The sequence below is a fragment of the Arthrobacter sp. AL05 genome, assembly GCF_029960715.1.
In the GTDB taxonomy this organism is placed as follows: Bacteria; Actinomycetota; Actinomycetes; order Actinomycetales; family Micrococcaceae; genus Arthrobacter.
On sequence record NZ_JASBRC010000013.1, the window covers coordinates 50415 to 69800 of the forward strand.

Consider the following 19386-nt stretch of genomic DNA (forward strand, 5'->3'; position numbering starts at 1 on the left):
TGCCGGCCGAAATGCCGGCAGGGCCGGCCAGGAATGCTGCCCGGCCCATCGTCTTGATCGGGCCGATGGCAGTCGGCAAATCAGCCATCGGATACCAGCTCGCCCAGCAGTTGGGGGCCACGTTTGTGGACACTGACGTCACAATCGTTGCCAACCACGGCTCCATCGCAGAGATCTTCGCCAGCCGCGGCGAGCATGTGTTCCGCGAACTGGAAGCCAGGGCCGTCGCCCGGGCCCTGGAAGACGCGCAAGGCAGGAATACGGTAGTCTCGCTTGGCGGCGGGGCAGTCCTGGACTCCGGTACCCAGCAACTGCTGGGGCACTGCACAGTGGTCTACCTCGAGTGTGACGCCGGCACAGTGGTTGACCGGATCGCCAGGAATTCCGGCCGGCCCTTACTGGCCGGAGATGCCATGGAACGCTGGAAGGCATTGTTCGCCACCCGCCGGCCGGTCTACGAACGGCTGGCTGACCTGGTCTTCGATGTGCGCAACGGAACCGTTGCGGACATCGCACACCGGCTTGAAGATGCGCTGCGCGCGTATGGCGCGGCGGGAACCGCTGGTGTACCCGCACCAGCGGCGACAAAGGAAGTTGAAAAGTGAACACCGAATCAACCGTCATCAAGGTCACCGGGCAGACGCCCGGTGAGAACTACGACGTCGTGGTGGGCCGCGGCCTGCTGGCCAGCCTGCCCGGACTGCTGGGGGAACGGGTCAAACGGGTCCTTGTTATCCACCCGCGCGCCCTGCGCCTCACCGGTGACACCGTCAGGGAAGAGCTCTCGTCGGCGGGCTTCACGGCACTCACCGCCGAAATTCCCGATGCTGAAGAAGGCAAACACATCGAGGTGGCCTCTTTCTGCTGGCAGGTGCTGGGCCAGAACGACTTCACCCGATCGGATGCCGTCGTTGCTGTTGGCGGCGGGGCCGTGACCGACCTTGCCGGCTTTGTCGCCGCGACCTGGCTTCGCGGTGTCAAAGTCATCCACATGCCCACGAGCCTGCTCGGTATGGTCGACGCGGCCGTCGGCGGCAAAACCGGCATCAACACCGCCGAAGGCAAGAACCTCGTTGGTGCCTTCCACCCGCCGGCCGCTGTTCTCGCGGATCTCGATACCCTGGACACACTGCCGAAAAACGAGATTATTTCCGGCCTGGCCGAGGTCATCAAATGCGGCTTCATCGCGGACCCGGCCATCCTCGAACTGATCGAGAAAGACCCCGCGGCAGTCACCGAGCCCCGCGGTGACGCGTTGCGGGAACTGATTGAACGCGCCGTCACGGTGAAGGCCACGGTCGTCTCCGCGGACCTCAAAGAAACCGGCCAGCGCGAAATCCTCAACTACGGCCACACCCTGGGCCACGCGATCGAGCTCGCCGAACGCTACTCCTGGCGCCACGGCGCCGCCGTCTCGGTCGGGATGATGTTCGCTGCGGAACTGGCCCGCAGCGTGGGGCGCCTCAGCGACGCCAGCGCCGACCGGCACCGCAGCATCCTGGAAAGCCTCGGTCTGCCCGTGACCTACCGGCGCGACCGCTGGCAGGCGCTGCTCGACGGAATGCGGCGGGACAAAAAGTCCCGCGGTGACCTGCTGCGCTTTGTGGTGCTCGACGGCGTAGCACGCCCCGGTATCCTCGACGTCCCGGACACCTCGCTGCTGTTCGCCGCGTACCAGGAGATTGCCTCCTGATGGCATTCCTCCCAGGCGGTACCAGCGACTGGCCCGCTGCAGGGTTCCCCGGGATCAAGATCAACCCGGACAGCCTGGTCCCGCAAATCGTCAATGAGGATGCCGTCGCCGAAGCGCTTGCAGCATCGACGGACCCGGGGGACCTGATCTTTGTGCGTCTGGTCGAAGGGCACCCGGCCGAGGCTGCAGAGTTGCTCGCCGAAGCCCGCTACAGTGACCCTGGCTCGTTGCGCCTGCGCATCTTCGAAGCCGACGTACTGCGGGTTTCCAACCGGCTTGACCGGGCCGTTGAGCTGTTTGATCAGCTGCTGGCGGAGACCCGCGGCACACCGGACGAGGCGGTCATCCGCCAGCACCTCGGACGGTCCCACTTTGCCAGCGGCAACGTCGGCGCCGCCGTCGAAAGCTTCGCCAAAGCGCTGGACCTGCGTGTGGCCGGGTCTGCCGACGCGGCACTGATCTACGCCTCCACGGTGGCTCTGCAACGCGCCCGGTACGTGCTGGATCTCGACTCTTGACGCGGGTCCGCGCGGGCCTGCGTGCAGCTTCCGGCCGCACCCGTCCGGCAGCGGGCAGACAAAACCGGTAGAATGGTTTTTGGATTTTTGATAAATACGCGCTGGCGGGCCATTTGGCATGCTTGCCTGGCATAACCGGCTGGCAGCTAGAAGCCGTCAGAAGAGAAACCAGAGGATACAGTGGCAACCACTAACGACATCAAGAACGGAACCGTCCTCAAACTTGAGGGCCAGCTCTGGAACATCATCGAGTTCCAGCACGTCAAACCCGGTAAGGGTGGCGCGTTCGTCCGCACAAAGATGCGCAACGTGATGTCCGGCAAGGTCGTGGACAAGACCTTCAACGCCGGACTGAAGATCGAGACCGCAACGGTAGACCGCCGTGACTACCAGTACCTGTACCAGGACGGCGCGGACTTCGTGTTTATGGACACGGCCGATTTCGACCAGCTCACCGTTTCGGGGGCAACCGTCGGGGACGCCACCAACTTTATGCTCGAGAACCAGAAGGTCAGCATTGCCATCCATGAGGGCAACCCGCTGTACATCGAGCTGCCGCCCAGCGTGGTACTGGAAATCACCTACACGGAACCGGGCCTTCAGGGCGACCGCTCCTCGGCCGGCACCAAGCCCGCCACCCTTGAGACCGGCTACGAGATCCAGGTGCCGTTGTTCGTCGAGAACAACACCAAGGTCAAAGTTGATACCCGTGACGGAAACTACCTCGGGCGGGTTAACGACTAGTGAGTGCCCGCGGTAAGGCCCGCAACCGGGCCCTGGATGTGCTCTTTGAGGCGGAACAACGTTCCGTGTCAGCGTTCGATGTGCTGAAGTCCCGGCGGGAGCAGACGGACCAGATCGTTAACCCGTACACCCTCGAAATCGTCGAGGGTGTGGTCTCCCACCAGGCTGCGATCGACGAATTCCTGGAAACCTATTCGCAGGGGTGGACGCTGGAACGTATGCCGTCCGTGGACCGCATCATCCTGCGGATCGGCACCTGGGAGCTGCTGTACAACGACGACGTGCCCGACGGCGTTGCCGTCAGCGAGGCCGTGGCCCTGGCCAAGACCCTCTCCACCGACGAGTCGCCGTCGTTTATCAACGGCCTGCTGGGCCGGCTGCAGCAGCTGAAGCCTTCGCTGCTCGCCTGACCCCGAAGCTCACAATAACCCCGTCCGGATCATCCCGGGCGGGGTTCTTTGGTGTTCTCCAGGCAGCCGGCGACGGCGTCCGGGAGGGGGCAGTCTCGGCGGGTTGATGGTGCCCGTCGAGGTGGTGTACGGGCGCATCGCAGCCCCTGAGGATCCGCTGCCGGGGCCGGCCGGTAATACTCCGGCCGGGCATGTCCGAGCCACGTCGGATTGGCCTGCCGGGGCCGCGGCCGCGGACCGCCCGGGAGTCCGCCGGAGCGGTGGTGCTCCGGCGGTGGATCATTTGTTCTTATGGACTCGAGCCCATGTGCGTGTGAGCTGAATCGCAGGCCCCCGGCGTCGGCGCCGTCGGGGTGCTGTGGTAATTTAGGAGCGCAAACCATCCTTTTTTAATTCCGTCCCGTGAGGCGGGGAAAGGGGAGACGAGCGTTGACTTCTGTTCCAGAAGCACCGGTTCCGGCCAAGGCTGCACTCGCCCGCGTAGTGCTGAGCCAGGCGGATATAGACCGTGCACTCACTCGTATCGCCCATGAAATTCTCGAGTCCAACAAAGGCTCCCAGGATCTGGTCCTGCTGGGCATCCCGCGCCGGGGCTACCCGCTCGCCGTCCGGCTCGCCGCCAAGATTGCCGCCGCAGATCCGACCGTGGACCCCGCGGCGATTGTCGGCCAGCTGGATGTGACAATGTTCCGCGACGATCTCTCCCACCAGGGACTGCGGCCGCCGTACCCCACCCAGCTTCCCCGCACCGGCATCGACAACAAGGTAGTTGTCCTGATCGACGACGTCCTGTACTCCGGCCGGACCATCCGGGCGGCCCTCGACGCGATCATCGACCTGGGCCGGCCACGGATCGTGCGCCTTGCAGTGCTGATTGACCGCGGCCACCGGGAGTTGCCCATCCGCGCGGACCATGTGGGCAAAAACCTCCCCACGTCCTCTTCCGAAAAGGTCCGGGTCCGGCTGGCGGAGACCGACTCGGTCGACGGCGTACCGGTCAACGAAGTGGTTATCGAGGCCGCCGCATGAAGCACCTGCTCTCCACCGAGGACCTGAGCCTGTCCAACGCGGTCCGGATCCTCGACACCGCCGAGGAAATGGCCGCGGTGGGGGAGCGTGAGGTGAAAAAGCTTCCCACCCTGCGCGGCCGGACCGTCGTGAACCTGTTCTTCGAGGACTCAACGCGCACCCGGATCTCCTTCGAGGCCGCCGCCAAACGGCTCTCCGCCGACGTCATCAACTTCGCTGCGAAGGGTTCCTCCGTCTCCAAAGGCGAATCCCTCAAGGACACCGCCCAGACACTCGCTGCGATGGGCGCCGACGCCGTCGTTATCCGGCACTGGGCCTCCGGTGCCCCGCACCGCCTCGCCGCCACCGACTGGATCGACGCCGCCGTAATCAACGCCGGCGACGGCACCCACGAACACCCCACCCAGGCGCTGCTGGACGCCTTCACCATGCGCCGGCACTGGTCACGGCTGGCCGGAACCCCGTCCGCGGGTGCGGACCTCGCCGGCATGCGGGTAGCGATTGCCGGCGACGTGCTGCACTCCCGGGTGGCGCGTTCCAACGTCTGGTTGCTGCGCACCCTCGGCGCCGAGGTCACCCTGGTTGCCCCGCCGACGCTGCTGCCGATCGGCGTCGAAAAATGGCCCTGCAGCGTCAGCTACGACCTTGACGAGACGCTTGCCGGCGGCGTTGACGCCGTGATGATGCTGCGGGTCCAGGGCGAGCGGATGAACGCGTCGTTCTTCCCGAGCACCCGCGAATATTCGCGGCGCTGGGGCTTTGATGACAACCGCCTCCAGGCCCTCGACCATCTGGGCCTGAAAGACACCATCATCATGCACCCCGGGCCGATGAACCGCGGGCTGGAAATCTCTTCCGCCGCGGCCGACTCGCCCCGCTCCACGGTGCTGGCTCAGGTCCGCAACGGTGTGTCCATCCGCATGGCAGCCCTCTATCTGCTGCTCTCAGGTGACAACCGCGAACCGGCAGGCCACACCAGCACCATCCGCCCCGCAGAGAACACCTCCACCCCCGCCCCCAAGGAGAGCCACTAATGGCAGCACAACCCCAGGACCCCGGAGCGGGCGCCTACCTGATCCGCGGCGCCGCCATCCTCGGCGGAGCCCCCGAAGACCTGCTGATCCGGGACGGAATCATTGCCGCCCGCGGGCACAACCTCCCAGCGGACGGGGCGACCGTCATCAACGCGGCCGGCCTGGTGGCCCTGCCCGGCATGGTGGATATCCACACGCACTTGCGTGAACCCGGCCGCGAAGACGCCGAAACGGTCGAAACCGGCACCCGCGCCGCGGCCCTGGGCGGCTACACGGCGGTGCACGCGATGGCCAACAGCACCCCGGTGGCCGATACTGCCGGCGTCGTCGAACAGGTCCTCACCCTCGGCCGCACCGCCGGCTGGGTGGACGTCCGCCCGGTGGGCGCCGTCACCGTGGGCCTGGCGGGGGAGCAGCTGGCCGAGCTCGGTGCGATGGCGGACTCCCGGGCCCGCGTCCGGGTCTTCTCCGATGACGGCGTGTGTGTCCACGACCCCGTCCTGATGCGCCGTGCGCTGGAATACGTCAAAGCGTTCGACGGCGTCGTGGCCCAGCACGCACAGGAACCCCGTCTCACCGCCGGGGCCCAGATGAACGAAGGGGAGGTCTCCGCCGTCCTCGGCCTCACCGGCTGGCCCGCCGTCGCCGAGGAAAGCATCATTGCCCGCGACGTCCTCCTGGCCCAGCACGTCGGCTCCAGGCTGCACGTCTGCCACGTCTCCACCGCAGGTTCCGTAGAGATCATCCGCTGGGCCAAATCCCGCGGCGTGAACGTCACGGCCGAAGTCACCCCGCACCACCTCTGGCTCACCGATGAGCTAGCGCGCAGCTACGACCCGGTCTACAAGGTCAACCCGCCGCTGCGCACCGGCGCCGATGTCCAGGCCCTGCGCGCCGCTCTCGCCGACGGCACGATCGACGTTGTGGGCACCGACCACGCCCCGCACCCCAGCGAACACAAGGAGTGTGAATGGGCGCAGGCGGCCATGGGCATGACCGGGCTGGAAACCGCGCTGTCCGTTGTCCAGCACACCATGATCGAAACCGGGCTGATGGGCTGGGCCGACTTCGCGCGCGTCACCTCCAGCGCCCCGGCGGCAATCGGCCGCCTTGGCGACCAGGGCCGTCCGCTGGAGGCCGGCGAACCCGCCAACGTCACACTCGTGGACCCGGCTGCGCGCTGGACCGTGGACCCTTCTAAGATGGCCACCATGGGCCGCAACTCACCGTTTGCCGGCCGGGAGCTTCCCGGCAAAGTGGTGGCGACGTTCTTCAAGGGCCACCCCACAGTCCTGGACGGCCAGCTCAATACCCCCTACCGGTGGCCGGCAGAGCCCGCTGGCACCGCATCGGCGGGCCGTCCCTGATGGACAGGTTGCTCCCCGGACTTTTGATGCTCGCCCTCGCGGCAGCGGTGCTGGTGCTGATGTGGTTCGGCTGGCGGAACCGACTCCGCCGCCAGGCCGACGTCGACCCCCTCCCGCCGGTCCCCGCCGCTCTCGGCGCATCGCTGGCCGCCGCCGCCGGCCAGTACGTGACCACCACCACCGCCGGCGACTGGCTGGACCGGATCGCCGTGCATCAGCTGGGGATCCGGACGAACGCCGAACTCAGCGTCCACCCCGAAGGGGTGCTGTTCGACCGCGCCGGCGCCGGCCCGGTCTTTATCCCCGCGGGCAGCCTCACCGGCGTGCGGCAGGAAAGCGGGATGGCCGGAAAATTCGTCGAAAAGGACGGGCTGCTGATAATCAGCTGGATGCTCGGCAGCCGCGAACTCGATTCCGGGTTCCGCACCCGACGCGCCGACGACAAAAACATCCTCCTCAAAGCACTGCATGATTTGATCCCCGCGGCCCCCCAGGCCAATGCCGATAGTGGAAAGTAACGACGTGACGGAATCCAACGAAGTTTCAGACGTGACAACAACTGCAGCGACAACAACTGCACCCGCCCCCGCCGTGTTCGTCCTGGAGGACGGCCGGATATTCCGCGGTACCAGCTACGGCGCCACCGGAACCGCGCTCGGCGAAGCCGTCTTCGCGACCGGAATGACCGGCTACCAGGAGACCATCACGGACCCCTCCTACGCCCGCCAGCTGGTAGTCCAGACCGCCCCGCACATCGGCAACACCGGGGTGAACAAGGAAGACGCAGAGTCCCGGCGCATCTGGGTGGCCGGCTACATCGTCCGCGACGCCGCCCGGCGGCCCTCCAACTGGCGCTCCGAACGCAGCCTCGATGCTGAATTGGCCGAACAGGGAATCGTCGGCATCCAGGGCGTGGACACCCGCGCCATCACACGCCACCTCCGCGAACACAAGACCATGCGGGCCGGAATCTTTTCCGGCGACGCCGCCCGCGCGGCGGACCGGGAGCTGGTCGAGGCGGTCCTGGCCAGTGCCCCGATGGAGGGCTCACGCCTGGCCGAGGAAGTCAGCGTTGATGAGGCCTACACCGTGGAACCCAAGGACTGGGGCTGGGACGGCGAACCCGTCTTCAGCATCGCCGCGATCGACCTCGGCATCAAAAGGATGACTCCCGTCCGCTTCGCCGAACGCGGCGTCCGGGTGCATGTGCTGCCGGCCACCGCCACCCTGGCCGATGTCCAGGCGGTCAACCCCGACGGCTTCTTTATGTCCAACGGACCGGGCGATCCCGCTACCGCCGACAACCAAGTCAAGCTGCTCCGCTCCGTCCTGGACGAGAAGATCCCGTACTTCGGCATCTGCTTTGGCAACCAGATCCTGGGCCGTGCCCTGGGATTCGGCACCTACAAGCTGCGCTACGGCCACCGCGGCATCAACCAGCCGGTCCTGGACCGCCGCACCGGCAAGGTGGAAATCACCTCGCAGAACCACGGCTTCGCCGTCGACGCCCCGCTCGACGGGGCCACGCAGGCCCCGGAGGAGCGCTTTGGCCGGGTCGAAGTCAGCCACATCAGCTTGAATGATGAGGTTGTGGAGGGGCTGTCCTGCCTCGACATCCCGGCCTTCTCGGTCCAGTACCACCCCGAGGCAGCCGCCGGACCGCACGACGCCGCCTACCTCTTTGACCGCTTCATCGAGCTGATGGCGGACACTGCTTCCGCTACAAAGACTGCCACCGACTCCAAGACTGAGGACACGAAGTAATGCCTAAGAGAACTGACCTTAAGAGCGTCCTGGTCATCGGCTCCGGCCCGATCGTGATCGGCCAGGCCGCCGAATTCGACTACTCCGGCACCCAGGCCCTGCGCGTCCTCAAGGAGGAGGGCCTGCGCGTCATCCTCGTCAACTCCAACCCGGCCACCATCATGACCGACCCCGAGTTTGCCGACGCCACGTACATCGAGCCGATCACCCCCGAAGTGGTCGAGAAGATCATCGCCAAGGAACGCCCTGACGCGATCCTGCCCACCCTTGGCGGCCAGACCGCACTGAACACCGCCATCGCGCTGGACAAAAACGGCGTCCTGGAGAAATACAACGTCGAACTGATCGGCGCCAACATCGCCGCGATCGAGCTCGGCGAGGACCGCGAAAAGTTCAAGGGTGTGGTGGAACGCTGCGGCGCCGAATCGGCCCGCAGCCACATCATCCACTCCCTTGCTGAGGCACTGACCGCCGCCGAGGACCTCGGCTACCCGATGGTGGTCCGGCCCTCCTTCACCATGGGCGGCCTCGGCTCCGGCCTGGCCTACGACGAGAAGGACCTCCGCCGGATCGTTGGCCAGGGACTGCAGTACAGCCCCACCAGTGAGGTGCTGCTCGAAGAGAGCATCCTCGGCTGGAAGGAGTACGAGCTTGAGATGATGCGCGACAAGAACGACAACGTTGTGGTCGTCTGCTCGATCGAGAACTTCGACCCGGTCGGGGTACACACCGGGGACTCGATCACCGTCGCCCCCGCGCTGACACTGACGGACCGCGAATACCAGCGGCTGCGCGACATTTCCATCGCCGTCATCCGCGAAGTCGGCGTCGACACCGGCGGCTGCAACATCCAGTTCGCCGTCGAGCCGGACACCGGCCGCGTCGTCGTGATTGAAATGAACCCGCGGGTCTCCCGGTCCTCCGCCCTGGCCTCCAAGGCCACCGGCTTCGCGATCGCAAAGATCGCCACCAAGCTCTCGCTCGGTTACACCCTGGACGAGATCCCAAACGACATCACACAGAAGACCCCGGCGTCCTTCGAACCGACGCTGGACTACGTCGTCGTGAAGGTCCCGCGCTTTGCTTTTGAGAAGTTCCCGGCCGCTGACCCCACGCTGACCACCACCATGAAATCGGTCGGCGAGGCCATGGCGATGGGCCGCAACTTCACCGAGGCCCTGCAGAAGGCGTTGCGTTCCCTCGAGCAGAAGGGCTCGCAGCTGGACTTCAGCCACGTTCCGGAATGGGAAGTCCCGGAACTGATCGAAAAATCCAAGCGTCCCACCACCGAGCGCCTGCACCAGGTCCAGCGTGCCATGCTCGGCGGGGCCACCGTGGAGCAGCTTTTCGAAGCGACGAAGATCGACCCCTGGTACCTGGACCAGCTCCAGCTGCTGAATGAGATCTCGGTTGAAATCCGCAAGGCCGCCGCACTGACCCCGGAGATGCTGACCCGGGCCAAGCGCCACGGCTTCTCCGACGAACAGATTGGTGCCCTGACGCACAACTCCGAGGACGTCGTCCGCGGCGTCCGCCAGGCCCTCGGCATCCGCCCCGTCTACAAGACCGTGGACACCTGCGCCGCCGAGTTCGCCGCGTACACCCCCTACCATTACTCCTCCTACGACGAGGAGGACGAGATCGCGCTGCACGCCAAGCCGTCCATCATCATCCTCGGCTCCGGGCCGAACCGGATCGGGCAGGGAATTGAGTTTGACTATTCCTGCGTCCATGCCTCCATGGCGCTCCGCAAGGCCGGCTACGAAACAGTGATGGTCAACTGCAACCCCGAGACCGTCTCCACCGACTACGACGTCTCCACCCGGCTGTACTTCGAGCCGCTGACGCTTGAGGACGTCCTGGAAGTCATCGCGGCCGAGGAACGCACCGGCGGCGTGCTGGGCGTGTTCGTCCAGCTCGGCGGACAGACCCCGCTCAAGCTCGCCCAGCAGCTCGCCGATGCCGGCGTGCCGATCCTGGGTACCTCCCCGGAAGCGATCGACCTCGCCGAGCACCGCGGCGCCTTCTCCCGCGTGCTGGACAAGGCCGGACTCATCTCGCCCAAGAACGGCACCGCTGTGTCTTTCGACGACGCCAAAAAGATCGCTGACGAGATCGGCTACCCGGTCCTGGTCCGGCCGTCCTACGTACTCGGTGGCCGCGGCATGGAGATCGTCTACGACGAGCCCAACCTCTCCCGCTACATCGCCAACGCCACTGAGATCACCCCGGACCACCCGGTGCTGATCGACAGGTTCCTCGAGGACGCCGTCGAAATCGACGTCGACGCCCTCTATGACGGCACCGAGATGTACCTTGGCGGCATCATGGAGCACATTGAGGAAGCCGGCATCCACTCCGGCGACTCCGCCTGCGTGCTGCCGCCGATCACCTTGGGCAACAACGTGCTCGAACGCGTCCGCACCGCCACCCTGGCCATCGCCGAAGGTGTAGGTGTCCGCGGCCTCATCAACATCCAGTTCGCCCTTGCCTCCGACGTGCTCTACGTCCTGGAAGCCAACCCTCGGGCTTCCCGCACCGTCCCGTTCGTCTCCAAGGCCACCGGTGTGCAGATGGCGAAGGCGGCTGCCCTGATCGGCACCGGCGTCACCATCAACCAGCTCCGCACCGCTTACAAAATGCTGCCGGAAACCGGGGACGGCTCCACGCTGCCGCTGGACGCGCCGGTGTCGGTCAAGGAAGCCGTGCTGCCGTTCAGCCGCTTCCGCACCCCGGAGGGGAAGGTAGTGGACTCCCTGCTCGGGCCGGAAATGCGCTCAACCGGTGAGGTGATGGGGATCGACAAGCACTTTGACACCGCCTTCGCCAAGAGCCAGGCAGCCGCCAACAACGCGCTGCCCACCGAGGGCAAGATCTTCGTCTCGGTCGCGAACCGGGACAAGCGCTCCGTCATCATGGGCGTCAAGCGGCTTTCCGACCTTGGCTTCGAGATCGTCTCCACCGGCGGTACCGCTGATGTGCTGCGCCGCAACGGTATCCAGGCCACCCCGGTCCGAAAGGTCGCCGAGGGCTCCAGTGCCGACGGCGAAGGCACCATCGCGGACCTCATCATCGCCGGTGAGATCGACATGGTCTTCAACACCCCCTCCGGCGGCGAAGCCCGCAGCGACGGCTACGAACTGCGCGCCGCCGCGACGTCGATCGGCATCCCGTGCATCACGACGGTGGCGGAGTTCAACGCCGCCGTCCAGGCCATCGAGGCGCTTCGTACCTACGAATGGTCCGTTACGAGCCTGCAGGAGCACGCCGCGGCACTGGCGCTCTCACAGGAGCGGATGTCCCAGGAGGCGAACTCGCATGCCTGAGGCCACCGCCGCTGACCCGGCGGCCCGGGAGTCCTTCGGTTCCCGGTTGGGCCGGGCCATGGCGGAGCGCGGGCCATTGTGCGTTGGGATCGATCCGCACCCGGCGCTGCTGCAGCAGTGGGGACTGAACGACGACGCCGCCGGGCTCGAAAGCTTCTCGCTCACCGTCCTGGAGGCCGTGTCTGCCCTCGCTGCCGCGGTTAAACCGCAAGTGGCGCTGTACGAGCGGCACGGCTCGGCCGGCATGGCTGTGCTGGAACGCACTCTCGCCGCGGCGGCGCAGGCCGGGGTGCTGACAATTGCCGACGCGAAACGCGGCGACATCGGCTCCACCATGGCCGCGTACGCGGACGCCTGGCTGCGGGACGGTTCCGCCCTGGCCGCCGATTCGGTCACGCTGAGCCCCTACCTGGGCTTCGAGTCGCTCCGTCCGGCCCTGGAGCTTGCGGCGCACACCGGGCGCGGTGTGTTCGTCCTGGCACTGACGTCCAATCCGGAGGGTGCCTCGGTCCAGCACGTGGGGGGCGCCGACTCCGTTGCCCGCCGGATCGTGCGGGCGGCTGCCGCGGAGAACCGTCGGTATCCGGGGGAGTTGGGTTCGGTAGGCCTCGTTGTGGGCGCGACCGTCGGCTCCGCGCTGCTGGACCTGGACCTGGATCTCGCCGTCGTCCGTGGTCCGATCCTGGCCCCGGGGCTGGGGGCACAAGGCGCGACGGCGGCGGATTTGCGCCGGACCTTCGGCGGCGCCTACGGCCAGGTCCTGGCTACGTCCAGCCGGGATATTCTCTCCGCCGGCCCGCGGATCAAAGACCTCCAGGCAGCGGTCCGTCGCACGCTCGGGGAGCTGCGCGCAGCCTGAGCGCGACCGCGTGCACAGCGGACGGAACCGGCCGCTGTGCGGACCGCTCTGCGGGCCGTCTGCGGCACATGCCGGCCGCGGTCCGCTGCGGCAGCGACACCGGGCAGTGCTGCGAAACTTGTCCATTGATTTCTGCCTCGCCAAGACGGTAGGTTCAGGGGAAGTTCGCGGCACCGCACGGTGGTGCGTGCGGTCCGTCCGGGCGGGCAGTCGAAGCGGTCCGTCCGACAAGGCAGGGAGGCATTCATTGGGTTTGCGACCTCTCACTGCGCAGGAGCGTGCCGACGCCCTCGGGAAGGCCGCCGCGGCCAGGACAACCCGGGCCGCGGCCAAGGACCGGCTGAAATCGGGACAGCTGACAATCGCGCAATTGCTGGGCGAAGGCGAGAGCAATGACGCGATCGCCAGAATGCGGATCGTCGAGCTGCTTGAAGCCCTCCCCGGCATCGGACCGGTGCGTGCCGCGGCGATTATGGCACAACTGGGCATCGCGGCATCCCGCCGGGTCCGCGGTTTGGGAACTCACCAGCGCCGGGCGCTGGTAGATTTTATAGACAACAAGCAGCCCGGACCGCCGGGCTGACTCCCAACCGGATCAAAGGAATATGTGAGCAAGAAACCGGGACTGACAGTCCTCGCTGGCCCGACGGCTGTTGGCAAAGGCACCGTGTCCACCTATATCCGGGACAACTATCCCGGCGTCTGGCTTTCCGTTTCGGCGACCACACGTCCGGCGCGGCCCGGCGAAGTCGACGGCGTCCACTACTTCTTCAAATCGGCCGAGGAATTTGACGTCCTGGTCGAGAACGGGGACCTCCTCGAGTGGGCGGTGGTCCATGGGCGGAACCGCTACGGCACCCTGCGCAGCACGGTAGACGCCGCCATCGCCGATGGCCGTTCGGTGCTCCTGGAGATCGACCTGCAGGGTGCGCGCCAGGTCAAACAGGCCGTGCCGGATGCCCAGTTTGTCTTCCTGGCGCCACCTAGCTGGGATGAAATGGTCCGCCGCCTGGTCGGCCGCGGCACGGAAACGGCGGAGGAACAGCAGCGACGGCTTGAAACCGCTAAACTAGAACTTGCCGCTGAACCGGAGTTTCACCACACCGTCATCAATGATGACGTTCGACGGGCAGCGGACGAGCTTGTTTCACTCATGGGGCTGACCCCGAACCCACGCTAGGCGCCGGGACGTATCGGCCCGTTAGAATTTGGAGAATTCGTGTCCACGAACCTTGAAGGCATCATCAACCCGCCGATCGACGAGCTGCTGAAGGCCGCCGACTCGAAGTATGGACTGGTAATTTTCGGCGCCAAGCGCGCACGCCAGATCAACGCGTACTACGCGCAGCTGCACGAGGGCCTGTTCGAGTACGTCGGCCCGCTGGTCGACACCAAGCTGAACGAGAAGTCGCTTTCCATCGCGCTGCGCGAGATCAATGAAGGCAAGCTCGTCTCCACTCCGATCGAACCTGCAGAGTAATTACGCAGGCGGAGCACACGTGCGCATAGTCCTCGGAGTCGGGGGAGGGATAGCCGCCTACAAGGTGGCGTCGCTCCTCCGGCTTTTTACTGAAGCCGGCCATAACGTTACAGTGATCCCCACGGAAGCCGCGACCCGCTTTGTTGGTGTCGCCACGTGGGAAGCGCTGTCCGGAAATCCGGTCCGCAACAGCGTTTTCGACGAGGTTCACACCGTCAACCATGTCCGGCTCGGACACGAGGCCGAACTGATCGTAGTGGCCCCCGCCACCGCCGACCTGCTGGCCCGTGCCGCGGCCGGCCAGGCCAACGACCTGCTGAGCAACACGCTGCTGATGGCCGGCGGGTCTCCGGTGCTGATGGCGCCCGCCATGCACACCGAGATGTGGCAGCACCCGGCGACCCAGGCGAATGTCGAGACACTCCGCAGCCGGGGCATCACCGTGCTGGAGCCTGCCTCCGGAAGGCTCACCGGATCGGACTCCGGGCCCGGCCGGCTGCCTGAGCCCGAAGCTATTTTCGAGGCGGCACTCGCCCTCGCAGGGGCGCCCGCTCCCGCAGCTGTTCCAGTGGCGGAGGACGCCGATCCTTCGCCGCTGCGGCCACTGGCCGGACTCACTGTTACTGTCAGCGCCGGCGGCACACGGGAACCGCTGGACCCCGTCCGGTTCCTCGGCAATCGGTCCTCCGGCAAACAAGGTGCGGCACTGGCCGTCGCCGCCCGTGAAGCCGGGGCCAAGGTCCGGCTGCTGGCCGCGCACATGGACGTCCCCGCACCGGCCGGAGTCGACGTGATCAGGGTCGGGACTGCCTTGGAGCTCCGCAAGGCGGCCCTGCACGCGGCCGCTGACTCCGACGTCATCATCATGGCGGCCGCCGTGGCGGACTTCCGCCCGGCGGATGTGTCCAACACCAAAATCAAAAAGCGCGACGACGTCGCCGATCCGGTCATTTCGCTGGTCCGCAACCCGGACATCCTGCGCGAACTCGTCGAGGTCCGGGACGCGGCCTTGCGCCGCCAACTGATCGTAGGCTTCGCGGCGGAGACCGGTGATGCGGACGGGGACGTGCTGGAATACGCGGCGGCCAAGCTGCGCCGCAAGGCATGCGACCTGCTCGTCGTTAACCAGGTGGGCCAGGACAAAGTCTTCGGCGAAGACACTAACTCCGTAGTCATCCTTTCCCGCTCCGGCTCCGAACACCAAGAGGCGTCGGGCTCGAAGTCCGACGTCGCGGCTGCCGTAATAGAGCGCATCAGCGCCGAGCTCAGCCGGGTTGTTCCGCCCGCTTGAACCCGGTGTCAGCTGCGTCTCCGTCGTAAGGGGACACACGCCGCCGGACGTCCGTTTTCCAACCAGTAAGGTAGTTGAGTGACTTTACCGCTGCACATCCCTGATTTCCACGGGCCCACGCCCGCATCACTTCGGCTCTTCACCTCCGAGTCGGTGACCGAAGGGCACCCCGACAAGATCTGCGACCAGATCAGCGATGCGATCCTCGACGCCCTGTTGTCCAAGGACCCCGAGTCCCGGGTTGCCGTGGAGACACTTGCCACTACCGGGCTGGTCCACGTCGCCGGCGAGGTCACCACCGACGCTTACGTCGAAATCCCGCAGATCGTGCGGGAAACCATCCTGGGCATCGGCTACGACTCCTCGGCCAACGGTTTCGACGGTGCCCGCTGCGGTGTGTCCGTCTCGATCGGGCAGCAGTCCAATGACATCGCCGGTGGCGTTTTCAACTCGCTAGAATCGCGCGAGGGACGCCAGGAGGACGACTACGACCTCCAGGGCGCGGGAGACCAAGGCCTGATGTTCGGCTACGCCAGCGACGAGACCCCCTCCTACATGCCGGTCCCGATCTGGCTCGCGCACCGGCTCTCCGAAAAGCTGACCGAGGTCCGCAAGAGCGGCGAGCTCGGCTACCTGCGACCGGACGGCAAGACCCAGGTCACCGTTGGCTACGACGGTGACCGGCCGGTATCGGTAGAGACCGTGGTTATCTCCAGCCAGCACGCTGAAGGCACCAGCCTCGACCAGCTCCGCGCCGATCTCGCGGCCCACGTCGTTGACCCGGTCATGGCACTGTCCAACCTGGACATCTCCCGGGCCAGGAACATCCTGAACCCGGCCGGTGCCTTCGTTATTGGCGGCCCGGTCGGCGACGCCGGCCTCACCGGACGAAAGATCATCGTTGACACCTACGGCGGCATGGCACGCCACGGCGGCGGCGCCTTCTCCGGCAAGGACCCGTCCAAGGTGGACCGCTCAGCCGCGTACGCCATGCGCTGGGTCGCCAAGAACGTGGTGGCTGCCGGACTCGCCAAGCGCGCCGAAATCCAGATCGCCTACGCGATCGGGCAGGCCCGCCCGGTAGGGACCTATGTCGAAACCTTCGGCACCGAGACCGTCGATCCGGCCAGGATCAGTGCCGCGATCGCGGAAATCTTTGACCTGCGCCCCCGTGCCATCATCGACGCCCTCGACCTCAAGCGGCCGATCTACGCCAAGACCGCCGCCCACGGCCACTTTGGCCGGGAGGATCCCGACTTCACGTGGGAGCGGCTGGACCGGGTAGACGCGCTGAAGGCGTTCTTCAACGCGTAAGACGCCCGGCTTGTGCAGCCTGGTCACCGCAACGGCTAATCGCTTACGGTGAATTAATGTCGCTGCCCCATGATGAGCTGTAGCCAGGCCGCCGAATCCGGCGGCCTGGCTGTTTTGTTTCATGCAGTGCTGGCTGGGCCGGCGCTGAACCGCTGCTGAAGGGAGGAGACAAATGAACGGCCCGATTAAACACGCCACCCCGGATGAACCCCATCAACTCTCATTGCTGCAGGGCTTTCCCACCGTGGCAGCGGCGTCCCCGGGACCGGAACTAGCCGCCCGGCTTCCGGTGGCGCGGGTGCGGCTGGAATCTTCCCTCCCGCACCTTGACCGGCCCTTCGACTACAGCGTGCCCGCCGCCCTGGACGCCGCGGCGCAACCTGGGGTCCGGGTGAAAGTTAAGTTCAACGGTCAGGAGCTCGCCGGATACCTGATGGACCGGGCAGCCGAATCCGACGCCGGCCACCCCCTCGTTCCGCTGTACAAAGTGCTCTCGCCGGTGCCGGTGCTAACGGCCGCCGTCGCAGAACTCGCGGGACGTGTTGCGGCCCGCTACGCCGGCAATGTCAGCGACGTACTCCGCGTGGCGGTTCCGCCGCGGATGGCGAAACTGGAGAAGGAGCTCGCCGCCGAGGGGGTCCTGGACCCCTCAGTCTTCGCCGACGAGGCCTCCGGGCGCGGAACGGGCGCGGCACTTCCCGGCGGTCTGGAAGGTTCACGCTGGTCCGGGTACCGCAACGGACCGGCCTTCCTGCAGCACCTGAACGCAGGCGAGTCGCCGCGGGCGGTGCTCAGCGCACTGCAGGGCTACGGTGCCGGCGGCTGGCCCCGGCTGATCGCCGAAGCAGTTGCAGCCGTCCGCCTCTCCGGCCGCGGGGCCATCGTTGTGGTGCCCGACTACCGTGACCTGGACCGGGCGGAAACGGCGCTCCTGCAGCTGCTGCCGGCCGGGGACGTCGCCCGGCTCACGGCGGACGATGGCCAGACGCCCCGCTACCGCAGCTTCCTGCGGATCCTCAGCGGCGCCGCCGGGGTTGCTGTCGGCACCAGGTCCGCCGCCTACGCCCCGGTGCACAACCTGGGTCTCGTTGTCTGCTGGGACGACGGTGACGACCTGCACATCGAGCAGCGCTCACCCTACGCCCATACCCGCGAAGTCCTGCTGCTGCGCGCCGAGCAGGAGGGCGCGGCGTGCCTGCTCGCAGCGCATACCCGGAGTACCGAAACGCAGCGACTCGTCGAGGCAGGATGGGCCCGGTCGGTGGAGGCCGGACGCTCCGTTGTCCGCCGGAGCGTCCCGCGTGTGCTGAACACGGCCGACAGCTACGAACTTGAACACGATCCGCTGGCCCGGATCGCACGGCTGCCCGGCGCGGCCTGGCGTGCTGCCAAGGACGGACTCGAACGCGGCCCGGTCCTGGTCCAGGTCGCGAGGGCCGGTTACGCCCCGTCGCTGGCCTGTGAAAACTGCCGGGAGCCGGCGCGCTGTACGTCCTGCAGCGGGCCGCTGGCCATCGCCGGGGCCAGCGGGAGCTCCGCGGTGCCGCAATGCCGCTGGTGTTCAACGCCGGCGGCTGACTGGCGCTGCGGCACGTGCAATGGTACACGGCTGAGGCGCGGCGCCACGGGGGCCCTGCGGACGGCTGAGGAACTGGGCCGGGCCTTCCCCGGGAAGCCGGTGGTCACCTCATCCGGGGACCGGGTGCTGGCAACCGTTCCTGATTCCAAGGCGCTGGTAGTCGCCACGGTCGGCGCCGAACCCGTCGCGCCCGGAGGCTATGCGGCGGCACTTCTGCTGGACGGCGATTCACTGCTGCGGCGAGAAAACCTGCGGGCCGGGGAAGACGCCGTCAGGCGCTGGTTCAACGCTGCGGCGCTGGTCCGCCCCGCCGGGGAGGGCGGGCTCGTGGTGATCACCGCTGACGACGCCGCCGGTGTGGGCGCGCTGCTGCGCTGGGACCCGGCCGGCTACGCCGAGCGTGAGCTTTCCCTGCGCCAGGAACTGCAGCTGCCCCCTGCTGTTCGGGTCGCGTCGCTGACGGGCGGCCGGACCGCCGTCGGGCACTTCAGCCAGGCCGTCGAGCAACAGCTGGCCGCGCAGGGGATTACCCTTCGGACAGCGGGCCCCGCGCCGCTTGTGATCACCGGCGCACCCGCCCACGGCAGCGTTCGGGGCGCGGCGGGGGATGATGTCCGGACCCTGATGTTCATCCCCTACGGCCAGGCGGCCCACGTCACCATGGCGTTGCGGGCGGTTAAGGCCGCCGCGGCCGCCAAACGCACGGACGACCCGGTGCAGCTGCGGCTGGACGGCGTGGACGTGCTCTAGGGAAGGACCAAGAGGTGCCGGCCGCCTCGGCGCTTGTACAGCGGACTTGCGGAAATGACACCGCGGCCAGCCTCCAGGACGTGACTTCTGCCGCTGCCGGCATCGACGTGTTCCCGGGATTACAAGGAGTGCAGATCTACTCCGATGGCTTTGCTGGCGAGCTGGGATCACTCTGGTTTCATCCCTCAATCAGCGGACGTCCACTCACGTTTTGGCGCCCGATGCGGG

General features: G+C 66.8%; 18 protein-coding genes. All 18 read left to right on the forward strand.

Features of this window, described 5'->3' with window-relative positions:
- Positions 1-11 precede the first annotated feature (11 nt).
- The 18 genes from QK287_RS14980 to QK287_RS15065 all read left to right on the forward strand — a co-directional run bounded on the left by QK287_RS14980 (position 12) and on the right by QK287_RS15065 (position 19158).
- Complete coding sequence (locus tag QK287_RS14980) at positions 12-605, forward strand: shikimate kinase (protein WP_226775131.1); 594 nt, start codon at positions 12-14, stop codon at positions 603-605.
- Entirely contained in the window at positions 602-1693 is a 1092-nt protein-coding gene (gene aroB / locus QK287_RS14985) for a 3-dehydroquinate synthase (RefSeq protein ID WP_226775132.1), read from the forward strand. Before QK287_RS14980 ends, aroB begins: the two co-directional genes overlap by 4 nt.
- Positions 1693-2211 (forward strand): tetratricopeptide repeat protein, encoded by a 519-nt coding sequence (locus QK287_RS14990; RefSeq protein WP_226775133.1) that lies wholly within the window; start codon positions 1693-1695, stop codon positions 2209-2211. The genes aroB and QK287_RS14990 overlap by 1 nt, the downstream gene beginning before the upstream one ends.
- Before the next feature lie 180 nt (positions 2212-2391).
- Positions 2392-2955 (forward strand): elongation factor P, encoded by a 564-nt coding sequence (gene efp, locus QK287_RS14995; protein WP_226775134.1) that lies wholly within the window; start codon positions 2392-2394, stop codon positions 2953-2955.
- Positions 2955-3365: a transcription antitermination factor NusB gene (nusB, locus tag QK287_RS15000; RefSeq protein ID WP_024368581.1), complete on the forward strand. Its 411-nt coding sequence runs from the start codon at positions 2955-2957 to the stop codon at positions 3363-3365. The genes efp and nusB overlap by 1 nt, the downstream gene beginning before the upstream one ends.
- 429 nt (positions 3366-3794) lie before the next feature.
- Entirely contained in the window at positions 3795-4394 is a 600-nt protein-coding gene (gene pyrR, locus QK287_RS15005; RefSeq protein ID WP_226775135.1) for a bifunctional pyr operon transcriptional regulator/uracil phosphoribosyltransferase PyrR, read from the forward strand.
- On the forward strand, positions 4391-5428 hold the full coding sequence (locus tag QK287_RS15010) for an aspartate carbamoyltransferase catalytic subunit (protein ID WP_226775136.1): 1038 nt from the start codon (positions 4391-4393) through the stop codon (positions 5426-5428). Before pyrR ends, QK287_RS15010 begins: the two co-directional genes overlap by 4 nt.
- Positions 5428-6795 carry a dihydroorotase gene (locus QK287_RS15015; protein ID WP_226775137.1) on the forward strand — a complete coding sequence of 456 codons (1368 nt, stop codon included), beginning with the start codon at positions 5428-5430 and terminating at the stop codon, positions 6793-6795. Before QK287_RS15010 ends, QK287_RS15015 begins: the two co-directional genes overlap by 1 nt.
- A complete protein-coding gene (locus tag QK287_RS15020; protein ID WP_226775189.1) occupies positions 6795-7313 on the forward strand; it encodes a hypothetical protein in 519 nt (172 codons plus the stop codon). The genes QK287_RS15015 and QK287_RS15020 overlap by 1 nt, the downstream gene beginning before the upstream one ends.
- Positions 7294-8559 carry a glutamine-hydrolyzing carbamoyl-phosphate synthase small subunit gene (gene carA / locus QK287_RS15025; RefSeq protein ID WP_226775138.1) on the forward strand — a complete coding sequence of 422 codons (1266 nt, stop codon included), beginning with the start codon at positions 7294-7296 and terminating at the stop codon, positions 8557-8559. Before QK287_RS15020 ends, carA begins: the two co-directional genes overlap by 20 nt.
- Positions 8559-11885: a carbamoyl-phosphate synthase large subunit gene (gene carB / locus QK287_RS15030; protein WP_226775139.1), complete on the forward strand. Its 3327-nt coding sequence runs from the start codon at positions 8559-8561 to the stop codon at positions 11883-11885. Before carA ends, carB begins: the two co-directional genes overlap by 1 nt.
- Positions 11878-12744: an orotidine-5'-phosphate decarboxylase gene (gene pyrF, locus QK287_RS15035; protein WP_226775140.1), complete on the forward strand. Its 867-nt coding sequence runs from the start codon at positions 11878-11880 to the stop codon at positions 12742-12744. The genes carB and pyrF overlap by 8 nt, the downstream gene beginning before the upstream one ends.
- Positions 12745-12991: 247 nt before the next feature.
- Entirely contained in the window at positions 12992-13327 is a 336-nt protein-coding gene (mihF, locus tag QK287_RS15040; protein WP_226775141.1) for an integration host factor, actinobacterial type, read from the forward strand.
- Positions 13328-13351: 24 nt separating this feature from the next.
- On the forward strand, positions 13352-13924 hold the full coding sequence (gene gmk / locus QK287_RS15045; protein ID WP_226775142.1) for a guanylate kinase: 573 nt from the start codon (positions 13352-13354) through the stop codon (positions 13922-13924).
- Positions 13925-13963: 39 nt separating this feature from the next.
- Entirely contained in the window at positions 13964-14224 is a 261-nt protein-coding gene (gene rpoZ, locus QK287_RS15050) for a DNA-directed RNA polymerase subunit omega (protein WP_011692102.1), read from the forward strand.
- A gap of 19 nt (positions 14225-14243) precedes the next feature.
- Entirely contained in the window at positions 14244-15515 is a 1272-nt protein-coding gene (gene coaBC / locus QK287_RS15055; RefSeq protein WP_226775143.1) for a bifunctional phosphopantothenoylcysteine decarboxylase/phosphopantothenate--cysteine ligase CoaBC, read from the forward strand.
- 78 nt (positions 15516-15593) lie between these two features.
- On the forward strand, positions 15594-16829 hold the full coding sequence (metK, locus tag QK287_RS15060; protein ID WP_226775144.1) for a methionine adenosyltransferase: 1236 nt from the start codon (positions 15594-15596) through the stop codon (positions 16827-16829).
- Between the two features lie 172 nt (positions 16830-17001).
- Complete coding sequence (locus QK287_RS15065) at positions 17002-19158, forward strand: primosomal protein N' (RefSeq protein WP_226775145.1); 2157 nt, start codon at positions 17002-17004, stop codon at positions 19156-19158.
- Positions 19159-19386: the final 228 nt, after the last annotated feature.

What these genes read in the sequence shown, in the direction of transcription:
- QK287_RS14980 (WP_226775131.1), top strand. Translation starts at nt 12, where the DNA reads ATGCCGGCAGGGCCGGCCAGGAATGCTGCCCGGCCCATCGTCTTGATC.
- QK287_RS14990 (WP_226775133.1), top strand. Translation starts at nt 1,693, where the DNA reads ATGGCATTCCTCCCAGGCGGTACCAGCGACTGGCCCGCTGCAGGGTTC.
- QK287_RS15010 (WP_226775136.1), top strand. Translation starts at nt 4,391, where the DNA reads ATGAAGCACCTGCTCTCCACCGAGGACCTGAGCCTGTCCAACGCGGTC.
- QK287_RS15015 (WP_226775137.1), top strand. Translation starts at nt 5,428, where the DNA reads ATGGCAGCACAACCCCAGGACCCCGGAGCGGGCGCCTACCTGATCCGC.
- QK287_RS15020 (WP_226775189.1), top strand. Translation starts at nt 6,795, where the DNA reads ATGGACAGGTTGCTCCCCGGACTTTTGATGCTCGCCCTCGCGGCAGCG.
- carA (WP_226775138.1), top strand. Translation starts at nt 7,294, where the DNA reads ATGCCGATAGTGGAAAGTAACGACGTGACGGAATCCAACGAAGTTTCA.
- carB (WP_226775139.1), top strand. Translation starts at nt 8,559, where the DNA reads ATGCCTAAGAGAACTGACCTTAAGAGCGTCCTGGTCATCGGCTCCGGC.
- pyrF (WP_226775140.1), top strand. Translation starts at nt 11,878, where the DNA reads ATGCCTGAGGCCACCGCCGCTGACCCGGCGGCCCGGGAGTCCTTCGGT.
- QK287_RS15065 (WP_226775145.1), top strand. Translation starts at nt 17,002, where the DNA reads ATGAACGGCCCGATTAAACACGCCACCCCGGATGAACCCCATCAACTC.